Source organism: Dorea longicatena (assembly GCF_024168045.1).
GTDB lineage: Bacteria > Bacillota > Clostridia > Lachnospirales > Lachnospiraceae > Dorea_A.
In genome coordinates, this window is sequence record NZ_CP100126.1 from 2,625,595 (window position 1) to 2,645,944 (window position 20,350).

Consider the following 20,350-nt stretch of genomic DNA (forward strand, 5'->3'; position numbering starts at 1 on the left):
ATTTTTTGTATTCTTTGCTGTCATTTTCATTTGTCCTCGCGCCTTCCTGACACGCTTCTACTTACGGGAACGTACCTGTAATGCTGGTATAGGATTGTCAAAGTACACTAGCAAAATTTACCTGCCTATTAAATAGCCGACGAAATTCGTCATTTTTGTCTCAAAATTTAAAATTTTTCAATTTTTTCCGCAAAATCTTTCTTTTCGTATAAACGGTATCCTTCGGAAGACCCATAATATTTGCGATTTCCTTAATCGAATATCCCCATGTACTAAGCAAAAGTATCTCCAGTGTCTGATGCTCCGTATCCTTTAACACTTCATACAACCGTCTATCTCCCACATGATCTAAGAGTTCCCGGACATCCATTGCAAACGGTTCACCGTCCTCTGGGTTTCCTGTATCAATCTCCTGCATCGTTTCTTCCAACCGTTCCCGGTATCTGCGTTCTTCCAGAAAATCTTCCCAGTCCATCTGTCTTAATTTCCGAATCTTTTCCTCGTCCATTCCCAGTTCACGCAGTTTCTTTTCTTCCTGTTCCTTCCAATAACGCCATTTTCGTTCTTCACTCGCTTTGTTATAAGCCATTATCTTTCCTCCGATCTGATTTTTGTATAGAAATCAAATCGGAGCATGGCGGTGACCGGATGCATGACAAACTACCATTTTCGAAAAACATCGAAAAAAAAATGTTGCAATCTGTTCGATTACAACACTTCTTCTTTTTACCTTTTTGTTTTTTCAGTCAAATTCATTGATATAAATCCTTCTATCAAGTTGCTTTTAACAAAAAATCATTATCACTTTTATTGCATAACTTTACTTTTTATAAAAAACGTTTCATTATGTAGGTTCTCATATTTTTTCATCTTTCATGATAGTCTTCTACTTTATTTTTTATTAAAACACCATCTTTCAATTCATATACTACATCTACATCTGCTAATCTTTTCGTATTTTCGGTATTTCTTTTCATTATTATTTAAATAAATTATATTATTTTTATTATTTTGTGTCAATCTTATGCGATAATATTTTTATTATTCCATAATTGCATTCTACCTCTTTTTGAGATGTAAAATAGATACTTGTGATATTTGAAAGATTTTAATTATTTATAACGGTAAAATTCATTCATCATACAAGTAATTTCCTTTAAAGTAATACTTCTTTCCTCATACTTCCCAATCAAACACTTCTAAATATTTACGATATTCTGAAATCGATGTACGATTATTCTTAAGAAAAAAACAAATGAGGAGATTATATTATGAACAATTTACCATTGAAAACTATTTGGAGTATTGCAGAATACAAAAACGCTTAGATTCACAAACATTAAAAGCATATCGTATAGACCTACGTCAATTTTCCGAGCAAATTTGGATAATCGAAGCTTCAGAACTTACTGTTCCCCTTTTAGAAACATATATAGCAAAGTTGCATCAACAATATGCCCCCAAAACTGTAAAACGAAAAATTGCTTCTTTAAAAGCTCTCTTTCATCATCTTGAATACAAAGAAATAATACTTCATAATCCTTTCGCCAAATTACAATTAAGATTTCGCGAACCAATTATACTTCCGAAAACCATCCCTTTGCCTAAGAAACATGATCAATAGATATTGTCATCTTGCTGGAATTCGTCAACATATTACTCCCCATATGTTTCGACACTCTTTTGCCACATTACTTTTGGAACAGAATGTTGACATTCGTTATATTCAAACTATGTTGGGACACAGTTCAATAAATGTGACTGAAATATATACACATGTGACTATGACAAAGCAAAAAGATATTCTTAAAGCCAAACATCCTCGTAAAAGCTTGAATATAATAAATCAATTATAGTAGTTTCAACAGCCTTGCAAGTAATCTCTTTCAAGGCTGCTTTTTAGATTCAAATTATCTATATTCAACATTTTGTTCCATTAAAAAATTTATTCCTTTATATTTTTCATTCATCTGATAGTTCCGTTTTTAGTGGATAATTTCTTATTATCTATTATTCATTGTATCATATACTCCATTTATATTTATATTCATTAATTCTAGTTAATAAATCAAAAAATCGAACACATTTTTTAATTATTAATTAGCAAATATTTTTTTATAATCTACGCAATTCTTCATCAACGCTTTATGTGTTCCCTCTGCGACTATTTTCCCGCCTTGAATAAAAAAGACTTTTTTACTTCTTCTTATACTTTCAGGCTTATGAGCTATATTTAATACAATTGCCTTCTTAGCGATCTCTTCTATCTGATTACAGATTTGTCTTTCCGCTTCTCCATCCAAATCCGAAGTAACTTCATCCAAAAGCACAATATCTGCTTTTTTCAACAGCACTCTTACAAAACCAAGTTTCTGTTTTTGACCACTTGAAAAATTTTCTCCACCTGATTCTATCAACTCATAATATCCCTTTTCCAACTTCTGTATATCACTATGTATCCCCACTTTTTTACACACTTCTATTACTTCTAAATCTGATATTTCATTCTGCCCCAATTTCAGATTATCCATAATGGTTCCTTGTAAAAAAAAGGGTTTTTTAGGCATATACACTATATTATTTCTTAAATCCGATGCAGAATATTTATTTATTGGTACTTGATTAATTTCAATTTTTCCGACTTTACATTCATAAAATCGTTCTAATAGCTTGAATATTGTGCTTTTCCCACACCCATTACTTCCTACTAATGAATATAATCCAGGATTTTCAATTGATAAATCAATTTTTTTTAATACTAAATTGTCTTTATATCCAAATATTACTTGACGAAATTGAATTTTCTGAATAGGTTCTTTAAGTATAATTCCATTATTCTCTTCTTTCTCAGAATTCAATATTTCATTCATTCGTTCATAAGATACCACTACTTCCTGTTTATTCAAATTTAGTTCCATAATCTTTGAAAGAGCTTCAAAAAATTTTTCCATATATGAGCAAAACGAAACCAACATACCTATAGTCATATTTCCTGCAACAATTGACATTCCTGCAATAAATAAAATTATAACATTAATTATATTTCCTGATCCACCTCTTATAAATCCTATTTTTTGCAAAAGGACTTCCTTTTTCAAAAGAATCCGAAGCCTCTCTTTTAAATATTCTTTATAACGTTGCGATACAATATTCTCTAAGCCAAAGGCTTTGATTTGGATTACCTCAGATAAACTCTCATTTAAAAAACTATAATATTTATCTGTAAATATCCTTATTTTTTGATTCATCATATAAACTTTTTTTTGAAATATAAAATTAATAAAATATAACATTGGTATTGTTATGAATGTTATACCAGCCAACGATTTTGAAATATTTAAAATAAAATATACAGAAATCCCCAAATTAACCACAATCATCAAAATGCTCGTCATGCAATCTAAATAATAACTAACAATATTTTCTATATCAAATTCTATTTTATTAAATAATTCTCCTGTCTCATATATATCTATTTTTTTACATTTAATAGAGAAAATATGTCCAAATAAATTTAATTTCATTTGATTCTCTGTTATATTCGTAAGCCAATTTCCAACTAACGATTCAATGGACTCTAAAATTAACGTTACTATTAAAATAGTTCCGAATAACAACAACCATTTTTTTAAAGAATATACATTTTTATCAGATATACTATCCACAATTTTCCCATATACATATGGATTTATTCCACTTACAATAGTCCCCATTCCTATTATTAATATTAATAATAGGAGACCTTTCCTATTTTTTTTGAAATATTTTATATATATTTCTTTATTCATACTTATAATTCCACCATTTTCGAAAGTATCCTTGAATAAAAATCTCCATTACTCTTATTCTTTTCTATTTCATCAAGTATTTTTCCATCTTTCAATAAAATAATACGATCACAATAACTCGCCATCTGCGGATCATGTGTAACCATAACAATTGTTTTATGATATTCTGTAGATATTCGATTCAATGCATCTATCACTATTTTTCCTGACTTAGAATCCAAATTTCCTGTCGGTTCATCGGCTAAAATCAAATCTGGATTATTAATCAACGCTCTACAAATCGCAACTCTTTGCTTTTCACCTCCCGATAATTCATATGGATTCTTCTTTAGAATATGACTAATCTGAAATTGTTCTGCATATTTTCTTGCCAATTCATGCATATTGTGCATTTCTATATTGCCAATAATCATTGGCAATATAATATTTTCCTCTACTGATAAACTATCCATTAAATAAAAATCTTGAAAAATAAATCCTATTTTCTTATTCCTGAGATCAGCCAACTTATCTCCATACAATTTACTCGTGTCTTCTCCCATGAAATATATTTTTCCATCACTTGGCTTATCAATCATTCCTAAAGTTTTAAGAAGGGTTGTTTTTCCACAGCCAGATTTCCCCATTATTCCCAAAAATTCTCCTTTTTCCACATGAAAACTAATTTTATCCAAAACATTTACATATTTCTCACTTTGATTTAACAAATTTTTGCCATAATTTCGACTTAAATTTTTTATATCAAGTATTTTCATTTATTACACCTCCCTCACTATTTTTTTACAAATGTAAATTGTAAAAATTTTTCGTATACTATATTCAATTGATACATATATACAAACCATTAATATCCAAGCTTTCCAAACTGTATTTCCATATATAATTCCGCTTTTTTTATCTACTATAAAATTTATTATCAAATATCCTAAAGAAAGCACTAACGCCGCTATTATTGATATGCATGGCAAAATTTTAATTTCCATATTAATTGTTTCATTCCATATCTTTTTTCGTATTCCCATACATTTTAAAAATTTCCATTGTCTCTGATAATATGGAGTCTCTGCAATTGTTTTAATTGCAAAAACGAAAAATCCATTTATAAGCATTGAAAACATGATAAAGATTTTATTTGTAATTTTAAAAATTTTCACCTTTTTTATATTTTTTACAAACTCTTTAGTTATATAAAAAGTGCTTTGAGGTGTATCCGTTAATCCAAAATCTTTTATATTGTGTTGTTTTATATACTGATTCAATTCTTTTAATACAATCTTTTCTTTTGAATCAGGTATCTTAAATAAGCTTAGCGTTGTTGGTTCATACTCTTTCTTTTGCATTTTTAATCTTTGTAATTTAAAATATTTATTCGAAAACACTATTACATTTTCCGCTTCATTATTCATTCTATATTTTCCAAAAAGATTTCTACTTTCTGTTTTTTTTAATTTATATAAATGTTTTTTATCATGACTCGGCAAAATATTATTTGTCCCCGGATCAACATATTCTTTTAATTTTGATGTATAGCTTCCCATGGCCAACCATGTAAAACCTTTTTTCCCATAATCAAATCCACCTTTTGTTGTATCCACTCCTCCTCTGTTTCCGGTTCTATATTCACTTGTAATATATACGATTTCTTTATTCTTTAAACTTATTTTTTCACCAGTTAATTTTTCATATGTATCTTCTGAAATTCCAATCAACTCATTACCATAACTGCTCACTCTAATTATCGGTATATTTTTTACACTTACTTGATATTCCTCACATAAATTCCCACAGATTTTTATATCTTGATTATTTTTTCGATTAAACCATATTGCCTGATAAGGATATTTTTCTTCATATCTACTTATAGGTAATAAGGTAGTAATATTGGTCACACAATATCCCATCGCTACAAAATGAACAGACAACAGCATTAAAAGTATAAGCATATTTGTTTGGTACTTACTATATAGTCGATTCAATTTCAAAATATTTTTATCATAAAATTTGGTATGTTTGTGTATTTCTTCAAGACATATTCCTCCCCCAAACATTAAAATCAAAAATCCCCCAAGAATCCATTCTAAGTGTGAAAAAATATATCCCCAACTCATTGAACTTTGATAACTAAAGTAACTAAGACATAATATTCCTATCCCTAAAATAATAAATACACTCCAATAAATACTTTGAGGTTTTCTTTCTTTAATTGAATCCGTTGCAATTATAGAGCTTATTCCACAATTATCATTCCATACCAATACGAAAACAAAAACCAGCGCCATAATCAAACAACTAACTTTGCATGCATTAAGATAAGTATCCAAGCCAATTTTTGTATAGGAAATATACATTGGAAATAAATTGTGCCATATTTTTTGTACAAAGGAAAAAATAATTTTTCCCATAAGTACTCCACTTACCAATGATATGCCCCATCCAAACAAATATTCTAAACCAATCATAGAATATATTATTTTTTTCTTTGCACCTAATATAATAAAAAGAGCATAATCTCTAAATTTCAATTTAATATAATTCATCAATGAATATATCATTAAAGCCGTTGCAAAAATTGTTATTACTAAAACTGAAATAATAATTTCTACCAATGTATCTTCTAAATTTATAGAATTCGAAGCACTTGACTTTACAACAGAATATATTCCCCAAAAAACAAAAAAAGTTGTAACACCGATCATATTTCCTATAAAAAAAAGTATATAATTTTTTATATTATATTTCATATTTTTTATTACTATTTTAAAAAACATTTTTCCTCCTCCATTAATGAAAACTGTCTGTTTTACAGACAGTTTTCATTCGCACAATTATTAATTTTTTGTACTAATTGCAGAAGGTCTAGTACTCTTTGTACTTGTACCCTTACAAGCAAAAGTACAATAATTCTTACATGTCAATCCACAAAAGCTTTTTGAATTTGTCATATTAGTTATTGTAGCGTTATTCTTTACTTTATTATCGTACCTTCCCATACCTACACCTCCTCTCCTTTTGCATTTATGATTATTTTCTTGATTTTTCAAATCAAGAAACAATCATTTCTTTTACCAATATTACGAAATGTATATCATGGTAACTATTTTTACTTTTCTTCTTTATATTGCTATTTAAAAATAATTCCATTTATTGCATCAACATATAATTCATCATTCTTATTATTTTCTAATTGATATTCATTTATAACTTTTTCCCACCATTCTGTATATAGCTTATTTATTTTCGCTAATTCATCCTTGCATCTTTTATATAATTCCTTATCATTACTTTCATTCAATACTTTAGCCAAATTATTCAATGCATTCTTTTTTTCTATCAACTCATTAATTTCATTTTTTTCCACAATAGATATTTCTTGCACAAGCATCAATTTATTTCCTCCAGTTTAGATTCAATATCTTCAGAATTGTAATATCCCATATACATACCCTTTCTTTCCAAGATTTTTATTGGATCTTCACACTTTATATCATCCAATTCTTTTTCGAATTCCCACATATTTTTTAAATTTTGTTGAAAATATACCGATATCTTTCTTTCAATTTGAGCCTTATCACACTGAAATGATGGGGAAATATTTACCTCATTTGTATATTTTTTATTTAAATACTTACAATTTTCACACTGAAAGCAATCACAAACATTACAGATTGGCATATATTTTGTTGTATATAGATTTCTGTTCGGTAAAGTTATACCTGTATATATATTTCCAATATTTCCCATTTTTTCTGAATAAAACGCTGGACATACATACAAATTTCCATCTGGAGCATAAGTAAAACTTCTACTGCCTGCATTGCATTCTTCATGTTTATAAATAAAAAATATATCTGTTATAATATTTATCTCTTTAAAAATTTGTGTTCTTTTGAATTCTTCAATTAACAAATCAGCACATTTTTTTAATTCCCTATAATAATCTTTCATATTAAAATTACGACTTATGTTCATAATATTAATATTAATTCTTTGGGTTTTCGATAATATTTTTTCAATAAAGTAACTCAGTTTCGAAATATTCTTTTCTTCTATGTTGAATATAACTATTTCTTGCTCTTTTATTCTTTTTATATGTGATATTGAATCCACAGTTATTATCAATTGATATTCATCAAAAGGTAATCCTTCCCTATATCCTTCTATTGGAATTCTATGCAATACTTCATACTCTTCATACTCTACCAAACTATCCTTTTCTATATTTCTTGAATGTAAAAAAATCGGTTTCATAAAATTTTCTTCTGCAAATTTCAACCCTTCCCGAATTCTTTTTTCATTCATCCCTATATTTTGTAGACTATTATTCTGATAAGAACAATCTGAAACATAATTATCATTCAACAAAAATACCAGATTGTTTTTCCAATAATAATTCTGTCGCTTAATTCCTTTTTTATGAAATAATTTTGCAAAATAATAATTATTTGCTCTAACTCTCGCTTTATGCATTTTACATATATATTTTGCTTTTTGAAAGTTCGTATTTGAATCAGCTTCATCATAATTAAATCCTTGACAAAATTCACATCCCTTAGCAACACTACAGTTTAAGCATTCATCATCGCACTGATATTTATAACTTGTTAATAAAAATGTCCTCGCCAATTCATAATCAATACCTTTTTCAATATCACCAATTACATATCCTACTCTGTGATTTAATGAATGATCATAATATCTAACACAAGGATATATTTTGCCATTTGGTCCCAAGGCCAAAATTTTTCCCGCACCACAACTTGTTCGGTCTAAGTCATCTTCACTATATGGCATTCCAATATCTCCTAAAAATAATGAACATTCATATTTATCATATAAATCATTATCTACTATATAATCAGCTAATTCTTTTAATTGATTTTCAAATATAATCTCATCCTTATCTTTCCAAACATTTTCATAAACAACATTTGCTGCAATTGTTTTAATTCCTATATTCCACAAATGAATAATACTATCCTTTAAATAAATCAAATCGTCACTTGAAAATGTTACTTTTGTACTTCCCTCAAATTGCTCTAACCAAAGTTTAACATTATTGTAAACAATATCATATGAACCTGATCCATCAGGAAAAACCCTTTGTAAATCATGCTTTTCTTTAATTCCATCAATAGTAATTCCGATTGAGATTTTCCCTTCATTTTTCAATATAAGATTTTGCACACATGGATCCGAATAATTCACTCCATTTGTACTAATACTTATTTTGTAATTCCAATACCATTGATTTCTTAACTTATAAGTTTTTGTTTTAAAATAATCACAAATCTGATCAATCAATGAAGCTTCTAATAACGGTTCTCCACCTATGAAATCCAATATTACAGCCTCGCTTTTTATAAATTTTGTATCTTCTAATATGTAATCAATAAATTTTATTGCTGTTTCCAATTTCATAACTTTATTTTTTGATTTGTGCGTTACATAACAATACTTACATCGCAAATTACAATCTTCTGTAACAATAAACGTTAATGTTTGTGCCATGCCATCATTCCACTCTGGCTGAATATTTCCAACACTATAATTATTATTCATCTTCTTTTACCGTTCTTTCTCAAATTTCTTATGTAGCTACTAATAATTAATTTTATACAATTTTGCAATAAAACCATCAAATTTAGCACCTTTACATACTTCTAAATCAAGTAGTTAATTCCCCATTCCATTAATTTAAAACTAACAAAAGTCTTTACTAATGGCTTAATTTTAAGATTATGTATTGCAAAAATTGTGGGTAATAACCAATGAAATAATGACCACTAAATTTCAAAAATGCATTCTATCATAACCATTTTTATACTTTCTAATACATAACCTTAAATAAATACACTTCTAGATCAATGTCTGTTATTTTTCGACACATTTTTATCAAAAACTAGTTTTCTTTTGTGCATATAATACAATTTCTTTTATTTAATGTCAATATTTTTATTGTATAATATTTTTATTATCCCTTTTTTATTATTTTTTTCATTATTGTATTTTTTATCACATTATTATATAATTAATTTAATATAATATTTCAAAGAGGTGTTTATATGAATTTAACAAAAAGTGAATCCGATGTTTTAGAAATCTTATTAGATGCAAATGCCCCTTTATCTAAATCCGGAATTTTAGAACATTCATCAATCAACAAATGCTGGAAAGATGGGTCAATTCACATTTTATTAAATAGTTTATTAGAAAAGGGAGCTATCTATGAAGCCGGTTTCATCCGAACAGGAAAAGGATTTGGAAGGACGTTTGCTCCAACAGAAAAAGGACGTTCCTATTTTTCAAATTTATTAATGAATATTTCACAAAAAGCTGAACCTTATAAAATCTTTTCACAATTAATACGTGAAAATGTTTTTACCGACGAAGAATTGGAAGCACTGGAGCAATTAATCAAATCAAGGAAATAATATTATGGGACATCTTAATGTAAGCATTTTTTCTATTTTCAGTAGTTTAATTTTATTTAATATTGCTGCAATAATTATAGTTGTGAAAAGGAAAAATACAGCTTTTATTGCTAAATATAGTGTCAATTTGCTTTTAATTTCAACACTATTAGCTTTTTTAAGATTGCTTTTTCCCATAGATTTATATTATGCAAAAATTATTGATATACACAAAATTTACCGTTTTTTGAAGCCATTTTTTACTTTACAACTTTTTAACGATTTTGCTTTATATCAGTTATTATTGATTATTTGGTTATTAGGATTTTTTTTATTTGGATTTTACTATTTATTTATTTCTTTATTTGAAATTCACAAATTAAACAAACTAGAATCCATCAATCTCCCTGTTATAGAGAATTTGATTTCTCAATATTCTAACCGTAAAATTATTATAAAGGTATCTACTACCGTAGATATTCCAAAAGTTTGGGGATTTCGTGCATGCCATTTGTATGTTCCCGATTTCTCCCTTTCTTCTGAAGAATGGAAGTTTATTTTAGAACATGAAATAGAACATATAAAACTGCATGATACTTTTATTAAAGTCTTGTTACTTTTGGTCTCTGCAATATTTTGGTGGAATCCTCTTATGTATATTTTGCGTAAAGATATTGACCAAATGTTAGAACTGAGATGTGATGCCAAGTTAATAGAACGCTATTCAAAACAACAACAGACTTATTACCTTGAAACTTTGTTAAAGGTATTAAAACAAAAAAGAGCCTCTATAATTTCAAATTCTCACAATTATATGACAGCTTCTTTTGTAAATTATTCTGCTTATTCGTTAACTCGACAACGATTTGAAATAATTTTAGATAATAATCACCGAAATAAAAAACTAATATTTTGTTATTATGCCTTATCTATTTTATTATTTATAGCTTCTTATTTTATAATATTACAACCAGCTAAAACTGTAGATACTATAAATACACCAACTTTAATCTTACATGTATCAGATGACCAATATGAATTATATGTTAATGGAAAATTTTCAAAAACATTAAATTCAACTGATATCAAAAAGCCCCAATATTCAAAATATGAAATTATAGAAAGGAGTCAATAATTATGCAACTGAAAAAAATCAAAAAATTTATTTTAAAGGTGTGTCCGTGTATCCTAGGTAGTGCATTTCTGCTACAGGCATATACGATGCCTGTATTTGCCAATACTCTTTCAAACAATTATTCTTCTCAAAGTATATCTAATGCCAGAGTAGAACAAGTCACTTGGAAGTATCGTACATATAAGGGCAAAAAGCAACGAAGACTATGGTCAATTACTTATGAAAAATGGCTGACTGATTGGTTACCAGCATAATATTATATAATTATTTTACATTGTATCGATTAAAAAGTAGGATTAATCCACATTTTCTTTAAGGTTAATCCTACTTTTGTTTTACTAATGAATATTTCTCCTTTAATGATATTTTATTTTCTACTTTTCAAACACATTAACAATCATATAACTTTTTACCAACTCCTCCCATACCCCATAATAGCTCCATAATCCACTGCATAGGTTCTCTGCCGTACCTGATCACTGGAATTTCCCTCAATCGTGTAAACTCTTCCACCTTCACACTTTTCTACAATTCCTACGTGGTCTGATGTTCCATCGTGATTCCAGTCGAAGAAAATAATCATTCCAGCTGATGGAGTTGTTCCACCACTCTGCCATTTGTTCTTTCCCTGAAACCAGGTAACACCGGAACTGCACAATGCGAACTTCGGAACTTTTCCACTTTCGATTAAGCCACTTTGATTGGCACACCATGACACAAAACAAGCACACCATTCTACATGACTGTCAAATCCATACCAGCTCCAGAACTTCTGACCGCCACTGTTTCCAAGCTGCCCCATCGCAACCGATACGATCTGCTGATTTCCAAACAAACCAGCAAACAGGCTGCCACCGGAATAATACCGCATCACATGGGGAACGTATTCGGGATCTCCGTAACTGCTCCATCCATGTGAAGCTGCCTGCTCCTGTGAAAATTGTAAAGCATTGGCTTCTGTGTATCCGCCTCTTTGCAGCGCCCATCCTATGTATCCGTTTCCATAGTTATATCCCTGCCATGCAAGTTTTAACTTATCCATATCCTGTGGGCTGCTACATCCTGCCTGACTGATACAGTCTGCAAAGGTCTGCACTCCCACCTCTATCGAATAATTCGGATCGGTAATAGAACCGGGACCGTGTGAGAATCTTGTATTATACGGACTTTCCGAACACTGCATCGGATCCGTTCCTCTGCCTCCAGATTCCTGCATCATGATGGCCTGTATCGCAGACACATATTCTGGGATACCATATTGGGATGCGTACTGCTGTATCACCGAAGTATAAGCCAGCACCTCAGCACTTAGGGATTCGGAACTTTCCGAACTACTGCTGAAGGCTGCTCCTGCAATGATTCCCGCAATCAAAATGAATACCAGAAGAAATGCACCGCCTCCGGCAGCAATCCATTTTCCCATTTTTTCAAGAGCTACTACCCCTTTTTGAATCGCTGCTGTAATTCCCTGTACGGATAACTTTGAACCCTTTCCAGTTACCTGAAAGACTGCTTTTCCACTTTCTGCCGATGCCTGTGCTGATTTTCTTGCCATCTGGACTACTCTTGCTTTCTGCATCGCCTGAAGGCTCTTTTCCACCTGCTGTTTCTGCATGGATGCCTGTGTCTTTATTTTCTCCTGAGACAGACCGGATACTTTTACCACTCTCGGTGCTGCTTTCACCTGCCGTTTACCATTCTCCTTGGCAAGTGCCGCCTGCTCCGGTTTCAGCTTGATTAATTTTTTTCCGCTTTCTGCCCCCTGCTCCATTGCTTCTTCAGCGGCTTTCGCTTCTTCCTGTCTGCTTTTTCTTTCCTTTATCTTCCTGTAGGTCACTCCGGCAAGTTTTTTTCCACCTCGATATGTGGTTTTTCCTATGGTTCTTCCGCCACACTCGCCGCCCTGTACTGTACGGATTCTATTTTTTCAGTTCCATATTGTGTTGGGGAGTCTGACTGCCCACTGCTTTTCTCATGTAGTTCCCTTGGCTTTTCTTTTGCTCCAGTACCGTCTGGCGAACCAGCTCTTTCGGAAGCCGGGCAGCCGGATTTCGAATCTTCGGATTCTTATCCCTTACCCGTTCCTTGATATCTCTCATCCGGTCACCCTCTTTCCGTATCTCTTATCTCATCGGGCAACATCCCGATGTTTCTTTTTTTCCTGCTGTTTCTGCAACTGCTCCAACTGTCTGATTGCTTCATTTACCAGTGGATGCTCGTTGTAATATGGCACAAGTTCCAAATCCCCCTGTCTTTTGATGACAACGGTAATGGATATTCCATGTCTGAATAAATTGATTCGGATCATGGATAGAAAACTCAATAGCCGGACACATATTGGCAGATGTTCTACAATACTTCTGGTACTTTTTATATGCCTCTTCCAGCGTTCTGCATTTTGTATATTCTCCTAAATCATGGAACTCACCGCACTCTGCAGCATAAAAAGTTATCGTTACTTCTTCTTTTTTCTTCATTATGATTCTCCCGGTTTTGTTGTCATTAGTTTATAAAGGTCTGTATTCTTTGGGAATGTATTCTCAAATGGTACGATATTCCAGAGCAACGGATCAGACCACTGCCGACCGATACATTTGTAATATAGGACAGTTGGTTTTCGGAAATATTCAAAAGAGTTGCCAGTTCTTCCCTGTCTGTACTTGCCTGATTCAAAAGAATCAAAAACTCACTGTTTGCCAACATCAGTCTTGCAGTGTCCGATTTCAGAAGTTCCTCAACATTTTGGGTTAAACCTGTCACGAATCCATTGTATTTTCTGATTCTCTTGTACAGTCGGTAGAAGAAATTTGCACTGTATTCATAGCGAATAACAATAAAACTCATCGGCAAATATCCATGTAGTTTTTCCTTCTTTCCAGTTCTGAATTACCCTGTTGAAAATACTGTCTAAGGTAACCAGCATTCCAGTGGCATCAGCTGTTCCCCCAGTTCCCGGATATCATAATCCATGATCCTGTTCTTCTTATTCACATTGGTCGGCTGTGCAAAGGTGTTCAGGCTTCCATTGATAAAAAGTTCGATGATAATGCCAGTCCTCTTGCCTCTTCTTCCGGCTGTAACATCAGCTGTCGGTACATATCTTTCAATGTCGGAACTTCTCCGGTATAACCACTTCGGATATAATCCCGGTACACATCTGCAGCACAGCGATCCAGGATTGACTTTTCTTTTGCTGACAGATTTCCTGCTCCAACCAACTGTTCGAACACAGACAGGATAAACTCCGATTTTTCAATCAGTGGATTCTTTTCATTGCCGTAGGCTGCGTCCATATCCATTGCATTCAGGTGATTGTCTGATGTCGCAGATACTTTTACAACCTGTCCACCAGAGCCTCTACTAATTTTGTGAATTCGGACTCCGGATCAAGAATCAGGATATCGTCATCGGTACTCAATGCCAGATGCACAATCTCTTCTTTTGCCGAAAACTCTTTCCTGATCCACTGACGCCCAACGGAAACTGTTTCCATTCATCAGTTTCTTCCGGTCGGCTACCAGAAGGTTCTTGCTGACTGCATTCTGCCCATAATAGATACCTCCCGGCTGCAGGATTTCCTGTGTATGGAACGGATTAAAACAGCCGTTGATTCCGTTGTCAGTGTACGCAGCGCATTGAGCTTTCGCAGTCCGTAAGGAAGCACTGTATTGAGTCCGTCCACTTGCTGCCACTTTAATGTTGACATCTGGCACAGATGCTTTCTTGCCACCGACAGGAGCAGTTCTGTATCGGAATCCAGTTGCTTTTTACTGTCTGCCAGATGTACCATCGTCAGAATTCCAAACATCATCCGCTGGTCTCTGGTTGTCAGATCATCAGCATTTCTTTGTTTCTTTCCTCTGCAACTCCATATCGTATGGGACGATAGCTGAAAAGTTATTGTTTGCATTCTGCTTCTCTGCCAGTTGGTCACGTTGTTTCCACACCAAGCAGTCGGTTCTGGATTTCCCTTACTGCTTCATCCGTAGGGACTGGCAGGATGTCAATCGACAACATCAGATTCCGGCTGAAGTCACACAGTTCTGAAATCATGTCATCTTTGACATAACTTGCATAATCCTGCATATACAGGACTCTTCCGTACCTGTCACCGATTTTAAAATGGTCACGTTCAAATTCCATAGAATCCGGACACATCCAGTCCTTGAAACTTGTTCCCTTCTTGGCAAATTGTTTCAGATCAAACGGAAATGCCTGTGGGACATCTCCTTTGAAAAAGTCCCGGAAGATCTGGAGCCGGCTCTCTGCGTCCAGTCCTTCTGCTGTGGACGATAACTTTGCCAGATGTGTTACGATGTCTGTTCCGATACGTGCAAAATAGGTTCTTGCATCGTCAATAGATCTTTTATGTACACTGACAGTCAGATACCGTTCCTGATAGATGCTGTTGTTTGTTCCTGTAATCTTAGACAGGAGCATTTCGTTGTATTCTTCCCGATAGTGGTCCAGTCCATCTTCCTTCATTGGAAGCAGGATTGATTTTTCAAATTCTTCTTTATTGATTCTCCGGTTATTGATGGTAATTTTGGCAGAAATGCCGGAATCCAGTGCATTTAAGAGTTCGGAATAATCCAGAAACATTTCTGTCTTATTGTCCTTACTCGCAATATAATAGTTGATATCTGTAAAACGATATGTTTTTGAGAATTTCGTTCCCTGTTGAAAAATTCCATCCGGCCAGATTCGCTGGATGGGAATCGCCTGTTGGACGGATTTCGGAACTTTGAAGCGTTCCTTATCCATCCGAAGTGCCTGACTTAAAGTTTTAATCAAAGGCATCACTCCTTCCCTTGCGTTTCTTTCTCTGTTTTGCTTCTGCTATTTGCTCCCGCTCTTTTATGATTTCCGCTCCATCCTTTTGATTCTTTTCTCCCAGCGAGATGGTCTCCTGCATGCAGGAGTAGTAGATATCTTCCGACTGAAACACCAGTTTCTTCGGATACAGCAATTCGGATTTGATCACTGCCCATAAAAACTGTTCGGCTGTCATACCATGATATTTGAAAAAGCCACAGGCAGCAAATGGAGCAGCACCAAGCACACACAGCCATCCGGTTATTTCCTGTCCAGTAATATCACGCATTCCAAAGTAAATTCCGATTGCTGTAAGAATCGCAAGAACAGAACACACACATTGTCTCAGGTCCAGTCCCATAAACATGGATTCCTGATAGTCCCTGATTTCTTTGTTCATCTTTACTTCCATAAATTATCGTTCCTCTCCCCTGTTTTGTTTCTTCGTTTTCTGTGGTTTTTCTTTCGGTACTTCTATCCCGGCAAATCTACAGTGTTCCGCAACGCCTTCCGGATCAAATTCCGCAAGTCTTGCTAGATCAAACGCTACCTTCTGATAGGTTGTATATCCTGATCTTCCTGTTTCATTCAACACTTTTCCAAGTTTATGTTCCTTGATAAAATTAAGCATATCCTTGGTAAAATCTCCTGTTATAAAAGCCTCATTTGGCTCTAAGAACTGATAAGGCAGATTAATGGTTACATCTCCAAAATCTTCCCATTCTCTCCCTTCCTTATGGCAGAGTCCTACATATAAATTTCCATTGTTCCGATAAGAGCTCGCTCGTATTGCTACTGTCTCACGTCCAAATTCCCAGTTATATCTTAATGTTTTCTTTGTATCCATATTTTTAACCTCCAAGTCCCATCATTTCTCTGACAATACGGTCAGATGCCTTAATTGCTCCAACCAGCACCAGTAAATTGAATACCAGTTCTCCTACATAGTTCCACACGATTGTAACTGCACTCAGCTCCGTATCTCCGACAGCCGGAGGGCTTGCCGCATAAGCAGAAAAGATAATGCATGCCAGTGCAATAATTGCCCCTTCCAGACACACGCCTATATAAGAACGAATAAAGTTCTTTCCGATGGACTGCGTGGGTTCTCCTGCAAATGAGGAAATCGGAATCGGGGCGATTGCCGTATACATATAGATTTTGAACATTCTGCCATACACTGTCAGGATCATTACAAATGACAATACAGTGATCAGCAGACTGCCAAGCAGTGTGACAATCCACAATGGAATGGATTCCAACATTCCCACACTCTCAATCTTATCTACAATCTCCGTTGGCAGTTCCGTCACGCTTCCTGCCATACTGGAGCCACTCATTACGGTTGTCACGATTCCCTGCACAATGGAAAACAGTGCCTGCATAAGTTCCATCCCGTATGTAATTGCTCCCTGAGCAAGTGCAAACCGGATAAATGCTTTTAGCACATGTTCCGGCTTTTTCAGATCTGTAAAACTGCCACACGTTTTAATGATTCCGGCTGCGAAAAATAATACCAGTAATCCATAAGCAATGGCTGTCAGTGCATCATTAATATTTACCATAATCCGCCAGATGCCGCCGCCCTTAAAAGTTGCCGGATTTTCAGTCAGCAGAGTCCACAGTTCTGCCATCTTTTCACTCCATGTGGATAGTGCTGAGTTTAGATTCTGTACAATCCAGTTATCACTCAAAAACTCTCACCTCCTTAAACATATTTTTGAATACAGGAGTACCTTCGGCACTCCTGCTGTTTCCTGATATATTTTTTCAAAGAGGCTTACGCCATAATCAAATCGAGGATTTCTTTGGCGAACGTAATAATTACCCCTCCGGCCAGTGTCAGAAATCCATTTGCCCTCTGGCTTGGATCATGGCTTTTTAAAGACAGACCAACCTGCACAACACCAAATCCAAGCAAAATCAAACCGATCGCACGAATCAGAGAAAAAATAAAGGTAGACAGGTTATTGATAACGGACAACGGATCTCCGGCTGCGAATGCGGTCGTTGCTCCAACCGTTACGGTCAGTACCAGCGCCATGTAAAGGCTCATCCACTTTTTCTGTTTTCTCCCCATCGGCATTGGGGTTGTCATTTTTTCAGTTGTATTCTTTTTTGTTCTATTTTTTTCTCCTGTGAGAAGTTTCTTCAATACACATCACTCCAATCCATCAAAAAACTGCTATTCACCAAGGATGTCCTCGGTAGACAGCAGTTCGTAGTCGTCTAATCTGTTAATGTCAATCTTTAGGTCGTCGTGAGCCAGTGGTGTTTTCGCATAATCATAAGGCGATGCACCACCGTCCTCTGTGTATCTGAAATTCACATGCTTTTTTAAATCATATTTATCGTCCATGATCGGACGCTCCCCACGAATAAACAAAATCGCTTTGCGGTTATCTAAAAGCCGTATTTCATCCGGTGTTAAAAGTTCCCTTCCAGTCTGCTGATAATTCACCGAATAGCTGCCGCTACGCCCTTTTGTCTGTCCGTAGGTATTGGTATCCAATGTCTCTTTTCCCAATAATTCCGAGACATACTTATGTCCTTCTTTTTCATTTCCACCCAGATATAAAAATTCATCGCAGTTGCCGATCAGACTCTCATACGAGTCTTTAAATAAGGCTTTCATCTGTGCGATGTTCTGGATGATGATACTGCAGGAAATCCCCCTGGAACGCATGGTTGCCAGAATCTTGTCAAAATCATCCGGCAAGGCTACGTTTGGCCACTCATCCATAATGCAGTGTACCGGAATTGGAAGCCTTCCTCCGTACTTCCGGTCTGCCACATAATACAGTGTCTGAAACAGATTACTGTAAATCATGCCGACCAGATAATTCATGCTGGTGTCCGCATCCGGAATACAGCAAAACAGTGCTACTTTCTTCTCCCCGATGCTGTATAAGTCCAGTTCGTCTGTACAGGTCAGGTTGGCGATCTGTTTCAGGTTAAAAGCTGCCAGACGGACACCAACCGAGATTAAAATCGACTTTGCAGTCTTTCCGGCCGCCTGCTTATAAATGGCATACTGCTTGACCGCAATACTCTCCGGATCCCGCATTTCCAGTCTTTCAAACAAAATGTCCAATGGAGACTGGTAATCCTCATCATCTTCTTTGACCTGTGCGCTTCCAAGCATTTCCATGATCATCGGGAAGTTCTGTTCTTCCGGTGGAGCTTCATGCAGCAAATACAGCATAAGTGCCTGCAAAAGTGCAGTCTCGGACTTCTCCCAAAACGGGTCTGAGCTCTGCGCACCCTTTGGTGTTGTGTTGCGGATCAGGTTATTGATCAGCTTCAGTACATCCTTATCATCCCGGACATACGCAAACGGATTATAACACCAGGAAGTCTCCGGATTGATCAAATCAAAAACCCGGACTTCATATCCATTCCGTTCCAGGACACCTCCGGTTTTACGCAAAAGTTCTGCCTTGGGATCAGTAATCACCATCGAACAGTTGCACTGCATGATGTTTGGGATTGCATACGTCCGGCTCTTTCCTGCTCCCGAACCTCCGACTACCAGCACATTTAGATTTCGTTTGTGCTTATAGCCGTCCAGTCCCATGCGGAAATGCTGTGTTAAAAGCAGATTCTGCGTGTATTGTTTTTCGCAGTAGCGTCTGCAGATTTCGGACACGTTGCCCCATTTTGCGGAACCATGTTCCACGCCTCTTCTATAATTTCTTTTTTGGGATTCATAAATACCAATGCCTAAGAAATAGGCTGCTGTGAATATCAGAATACATTTGAACGTATACGGTGTATACGTGATAAAAAACGGCTGTTCGAGTTTTTCGCTCAGCATTTCTAAGATTTGAATAAAATTCTTATCCGGTGCAATGGCACAAGCGGTAATCGCTGCCGCCCACCAGACAAATGGCAGAAAGACAAGATACAGAACCCAGTCCTGCTTTTTTGTACTTATCTCTGCAAGTCAGATTCTCTTTTCTTTCGTGGCTTTTCTTCTGGATGTCCCTGTCCTTCTTTCTTATGAAAGGAATCCACTCCCGGTATCAGTGAGAGACTTCTGCCGTTGTCCCAACTGATGCCGAGCTGACCCGCATCATCCACATACTGCACAGTTCCTTCCAGTCCCTGCGGCATATCCGCTTCTCCGTCCATCGAATCCAGACAGATTCTTGTTCCTGCCGGATACTGTTCTCTAAGTCGTGCCACTTTTTCTCTTGAAT

The 20,350-nt window shown here is 34.7% G+C and carries 16 protein-coding genes and 3 pseudogenes; 4 read left to right on the forward strand and 15 right to left on the reverse strand.

Annotated features, from left to right (window positions below; genetic code table 11):
• Positions 1-160: 160 nt before the first annotated feature.
• Positions 161-589 (reverse strand): sigma-70 family RNA polymerase sigma factor, encoded by a 429-nt coding sequence (locus NKF87_RS12505; RefSeq protein WP_253583641.1) that lies wholly within the window; start codon positions 587-589, stop codon positions 161-163.
• A gap of 666 nt (positions 590-1,255) precedes the next feature.
• On the opposite strand from NKF87_RS12505, the pseudogene NKF87_RS14520 reads away from it, so the two are divergent.
• A pseudogene (locus NKF87_RS14520) lies at positions 1,256-1,856 on the forward strand (tyrosine-type recombinase/integrase).
• Between the two features lie 240 nt (positions 1,857-2,096).
• On the opposite strand, the gene NKF87_RS12515 reads toward NKF87_RS14520, so the two are convergent.
• From NKF87_RS12515 to NKF87_RS12535, 5 genes are all read right to left on the reverse strand, one after another.
• Positions 2,097-3,788 carry an ABC transporter ATP-binding protein gene (locus NKF87_RS12515; RefSeq protein ID WP_253583643.1) on the reverse strand — a complete coding sequence of 564 codons (1,692 nt, stop codon included), beginning with the start codon at positions 3,786-3,788 and terminating at the stop codon, positions 2,097-2,099.
• A 2-nt stretch (positions 3,789-3,790) separates the two neighbouring features.
• Positions 3,791-4,543 (reverse strand): ABC transporter ATP-binding protein, encoded by a 753-nt coding sequence (locus NKF87_RS12520; protein WP_173785272.1) that lies wholly within the window; start codon positions 4,541-4,543, stop codon positions 3,791-3,793.
• 3 nt (positions 4,544-4,546) lie between these two features.
• Positions 4,547-6,556, reverse strand: coding sequence for a hypothetical protein (locus tag NKF87_RS12525; protein ID WP_253583645.1), 2,010 nt, complete (start codon positions 6,554-6,556; stop codon positions 4,547-4,549).
• A gap of 353 nt (positions 6,557-6,909) precedes the next feature.
• Positions 6,910-7,170, reverse strand: coding sequence for a CXXX repeat peptide modification system protein (locus NKF87_RS12530; protein WP_173785296.1), 261 nt, complete (start codon positions 7,168-7,170; stop codon positions 6,910-6,912).
• Positions 7,170-9,347: a radical SAM peptide maturase, CXXX-repeat target family gene (locus tag NKF87_RS12535; protein WP_253583647.1), complete on the reverse strand. Its 2,178-nt coding sequence runs from the start codon at positions 9,345-9,347 to the stop codon at positions 7,170-7,172. Before NKF87_RS12535 ends, NKF87_RS12530 begins: the two co-directional genes overlap by 1 nt.
• A 503-nt stretch (positions 9,348-9,850) precedes the next feature.
• Here NKF87_RS12535 and NKF87_RS12540 point away from each other — a divergent pair.
• From NKF87_RS12540 to NKF87_RS12550, 3 genes are read left to right on the forward strand one after another with little or no spacing between them, the layout of a single operon-like run.
• Entirely contained in the window at positions 9,851-10,219 is a 369-nt protein-coding gene (locus NKF87_RS12540; RefSeq protein ID WP_173784964.1) for a BlaI/MecI/CopY family transcriptional regulator, read from the forward strand.
• Positions 10,220-10,223: 4 nt separating this feature from the next.
• Positions 10,224-11,333, forward strand: coding sequence for a M56 family metallopeptidase (locus NKF87_RS12545; protein ID WP_253583649.1), 1,110 nt, complete (start codon positions 10,224-10,226; stop codon positions 11,331-11,333).
• Positions 11,334-11,335: 2 nt separating this feature from the next.
• Positions 11,336-11,587, forward strand: a complete 252-nt coding sequence (locus NKF87_RS12550) for a hypothetical protein (protein WP_117598636.1) — start codon at positions 11,336-11,338, stop codon at positions 11,585-11,587.
• Positions 11,588-11,742: 155 nt separating this feature from the next.
• Here NKF87_RS12550 and NKF87_RS12555 read toward each other — a convergent pair.
• From NKF87_RS12555 to NKF87_RS12600, 9 genes and pseudogenes are all read right to left on the reverse strand, one after another.
• A pseudogene (locus tag NKF87_RS12555) lies at positions 11,743-13,432 on the reverse strand (lysozyme family protein).
• A 99-nt stretch (positions 13,433-13,531) separates the two neighbouring features.
• A complete protein-coding gene (locus tag NKF87_RS12565) occupies positions 13,532-13,810 on the reverse strand; it encodes a hypothetical protein (protein WP_253583655.1) in 279 nt (92 codons plus the stop codon).
• A pseudogene (locus NKF87_RS12570) lies at positions 13,810-16,127 on the reverse strand (VirB4-like conjugal transfer ATPase, CD1110 family). Before NKF87_RS12570 ends, NKF87_RS12565 begins: the two are co-directional and overlap by 1 nt.
• Positions 16,120-16,560 carry a PrgI family protein gene (locus NKF87_RS12575; RefSeq protein WP_195368708.1) on the reverse strand — a complete coding sequence of 147 codons (441 nt, stop codon included), beginning with the start codon at positions 16,558-16,560 and terminating at the stop codon, positions 16,120-16,122. The pseudogene NKF87_RS12570 and the gene NKF87_RS12575 overlap by 8 nt, the downstream one beginning before the upstream one ends.
• 3 nt (positions 16,561-16,563) lie before the next feature.
• Positions 16,564-16,995, reverse strand: a complete 432-nt coding sequence (locus tag NKF87_RS12580) for a DUF4313 domain-containing protein (protein WP_173818945.1) — start codon at positions 16,993-16,995, stop codon at positions 16,564-16,566.
• A gap of 4 nt (positions 16,996-16,999) precedes the next feature.
• Complete coding sequence (locus NKF87_RS12585) at positions 17,000-17,842, reverse strand: hypothetical protein (RefSeq protein ID WP_173689658.1); 843 nt, start codon at positions 17,840-17,842, stop codon at positions 17,000-17,002.
• 86 nt (positions 17,843-17,928) lie between these two features.
• Positions 17,929-18,246, reverse strand: a complete 318-nt coding sequence (locus NKF87_RS12590; RefSeq protein WP_006426976.1) for a hypothetical protein — start codon at positions 18,244-18,246, stop codon at positions 17,929-17,931.
• Positions 18,247-18,333: 87 nt separating this feature from the next.
• On the reverse strand, positions 18,334-20,085 hold the full coding sequence (locus tag NKF87_RS12595) for a VirD4-like conjugal transfer protein, CD1115 family (protein WP_055247008.1): 1,752 nt from the start codon (positions 20,083-20,085) through the stop codon (positions 18,334-18,336).
• Positions 20,082-20,336, reverse strand: a complete 255-nt coding sequence (locus NKF87_RS12600; protein WP_318299347.1) for a DUF4314 domain-containing protein — start codon at positions 20,334-20,336, stop codon at positions 20,082-20,084. The genes NKF87_RS12595 and NKF87_RS12600 overlap by 4 nt, the downstream gene beginning before the upstream one ends.
• Positions 20,337-20,350 lie beyond the last annotated feature (14 nt).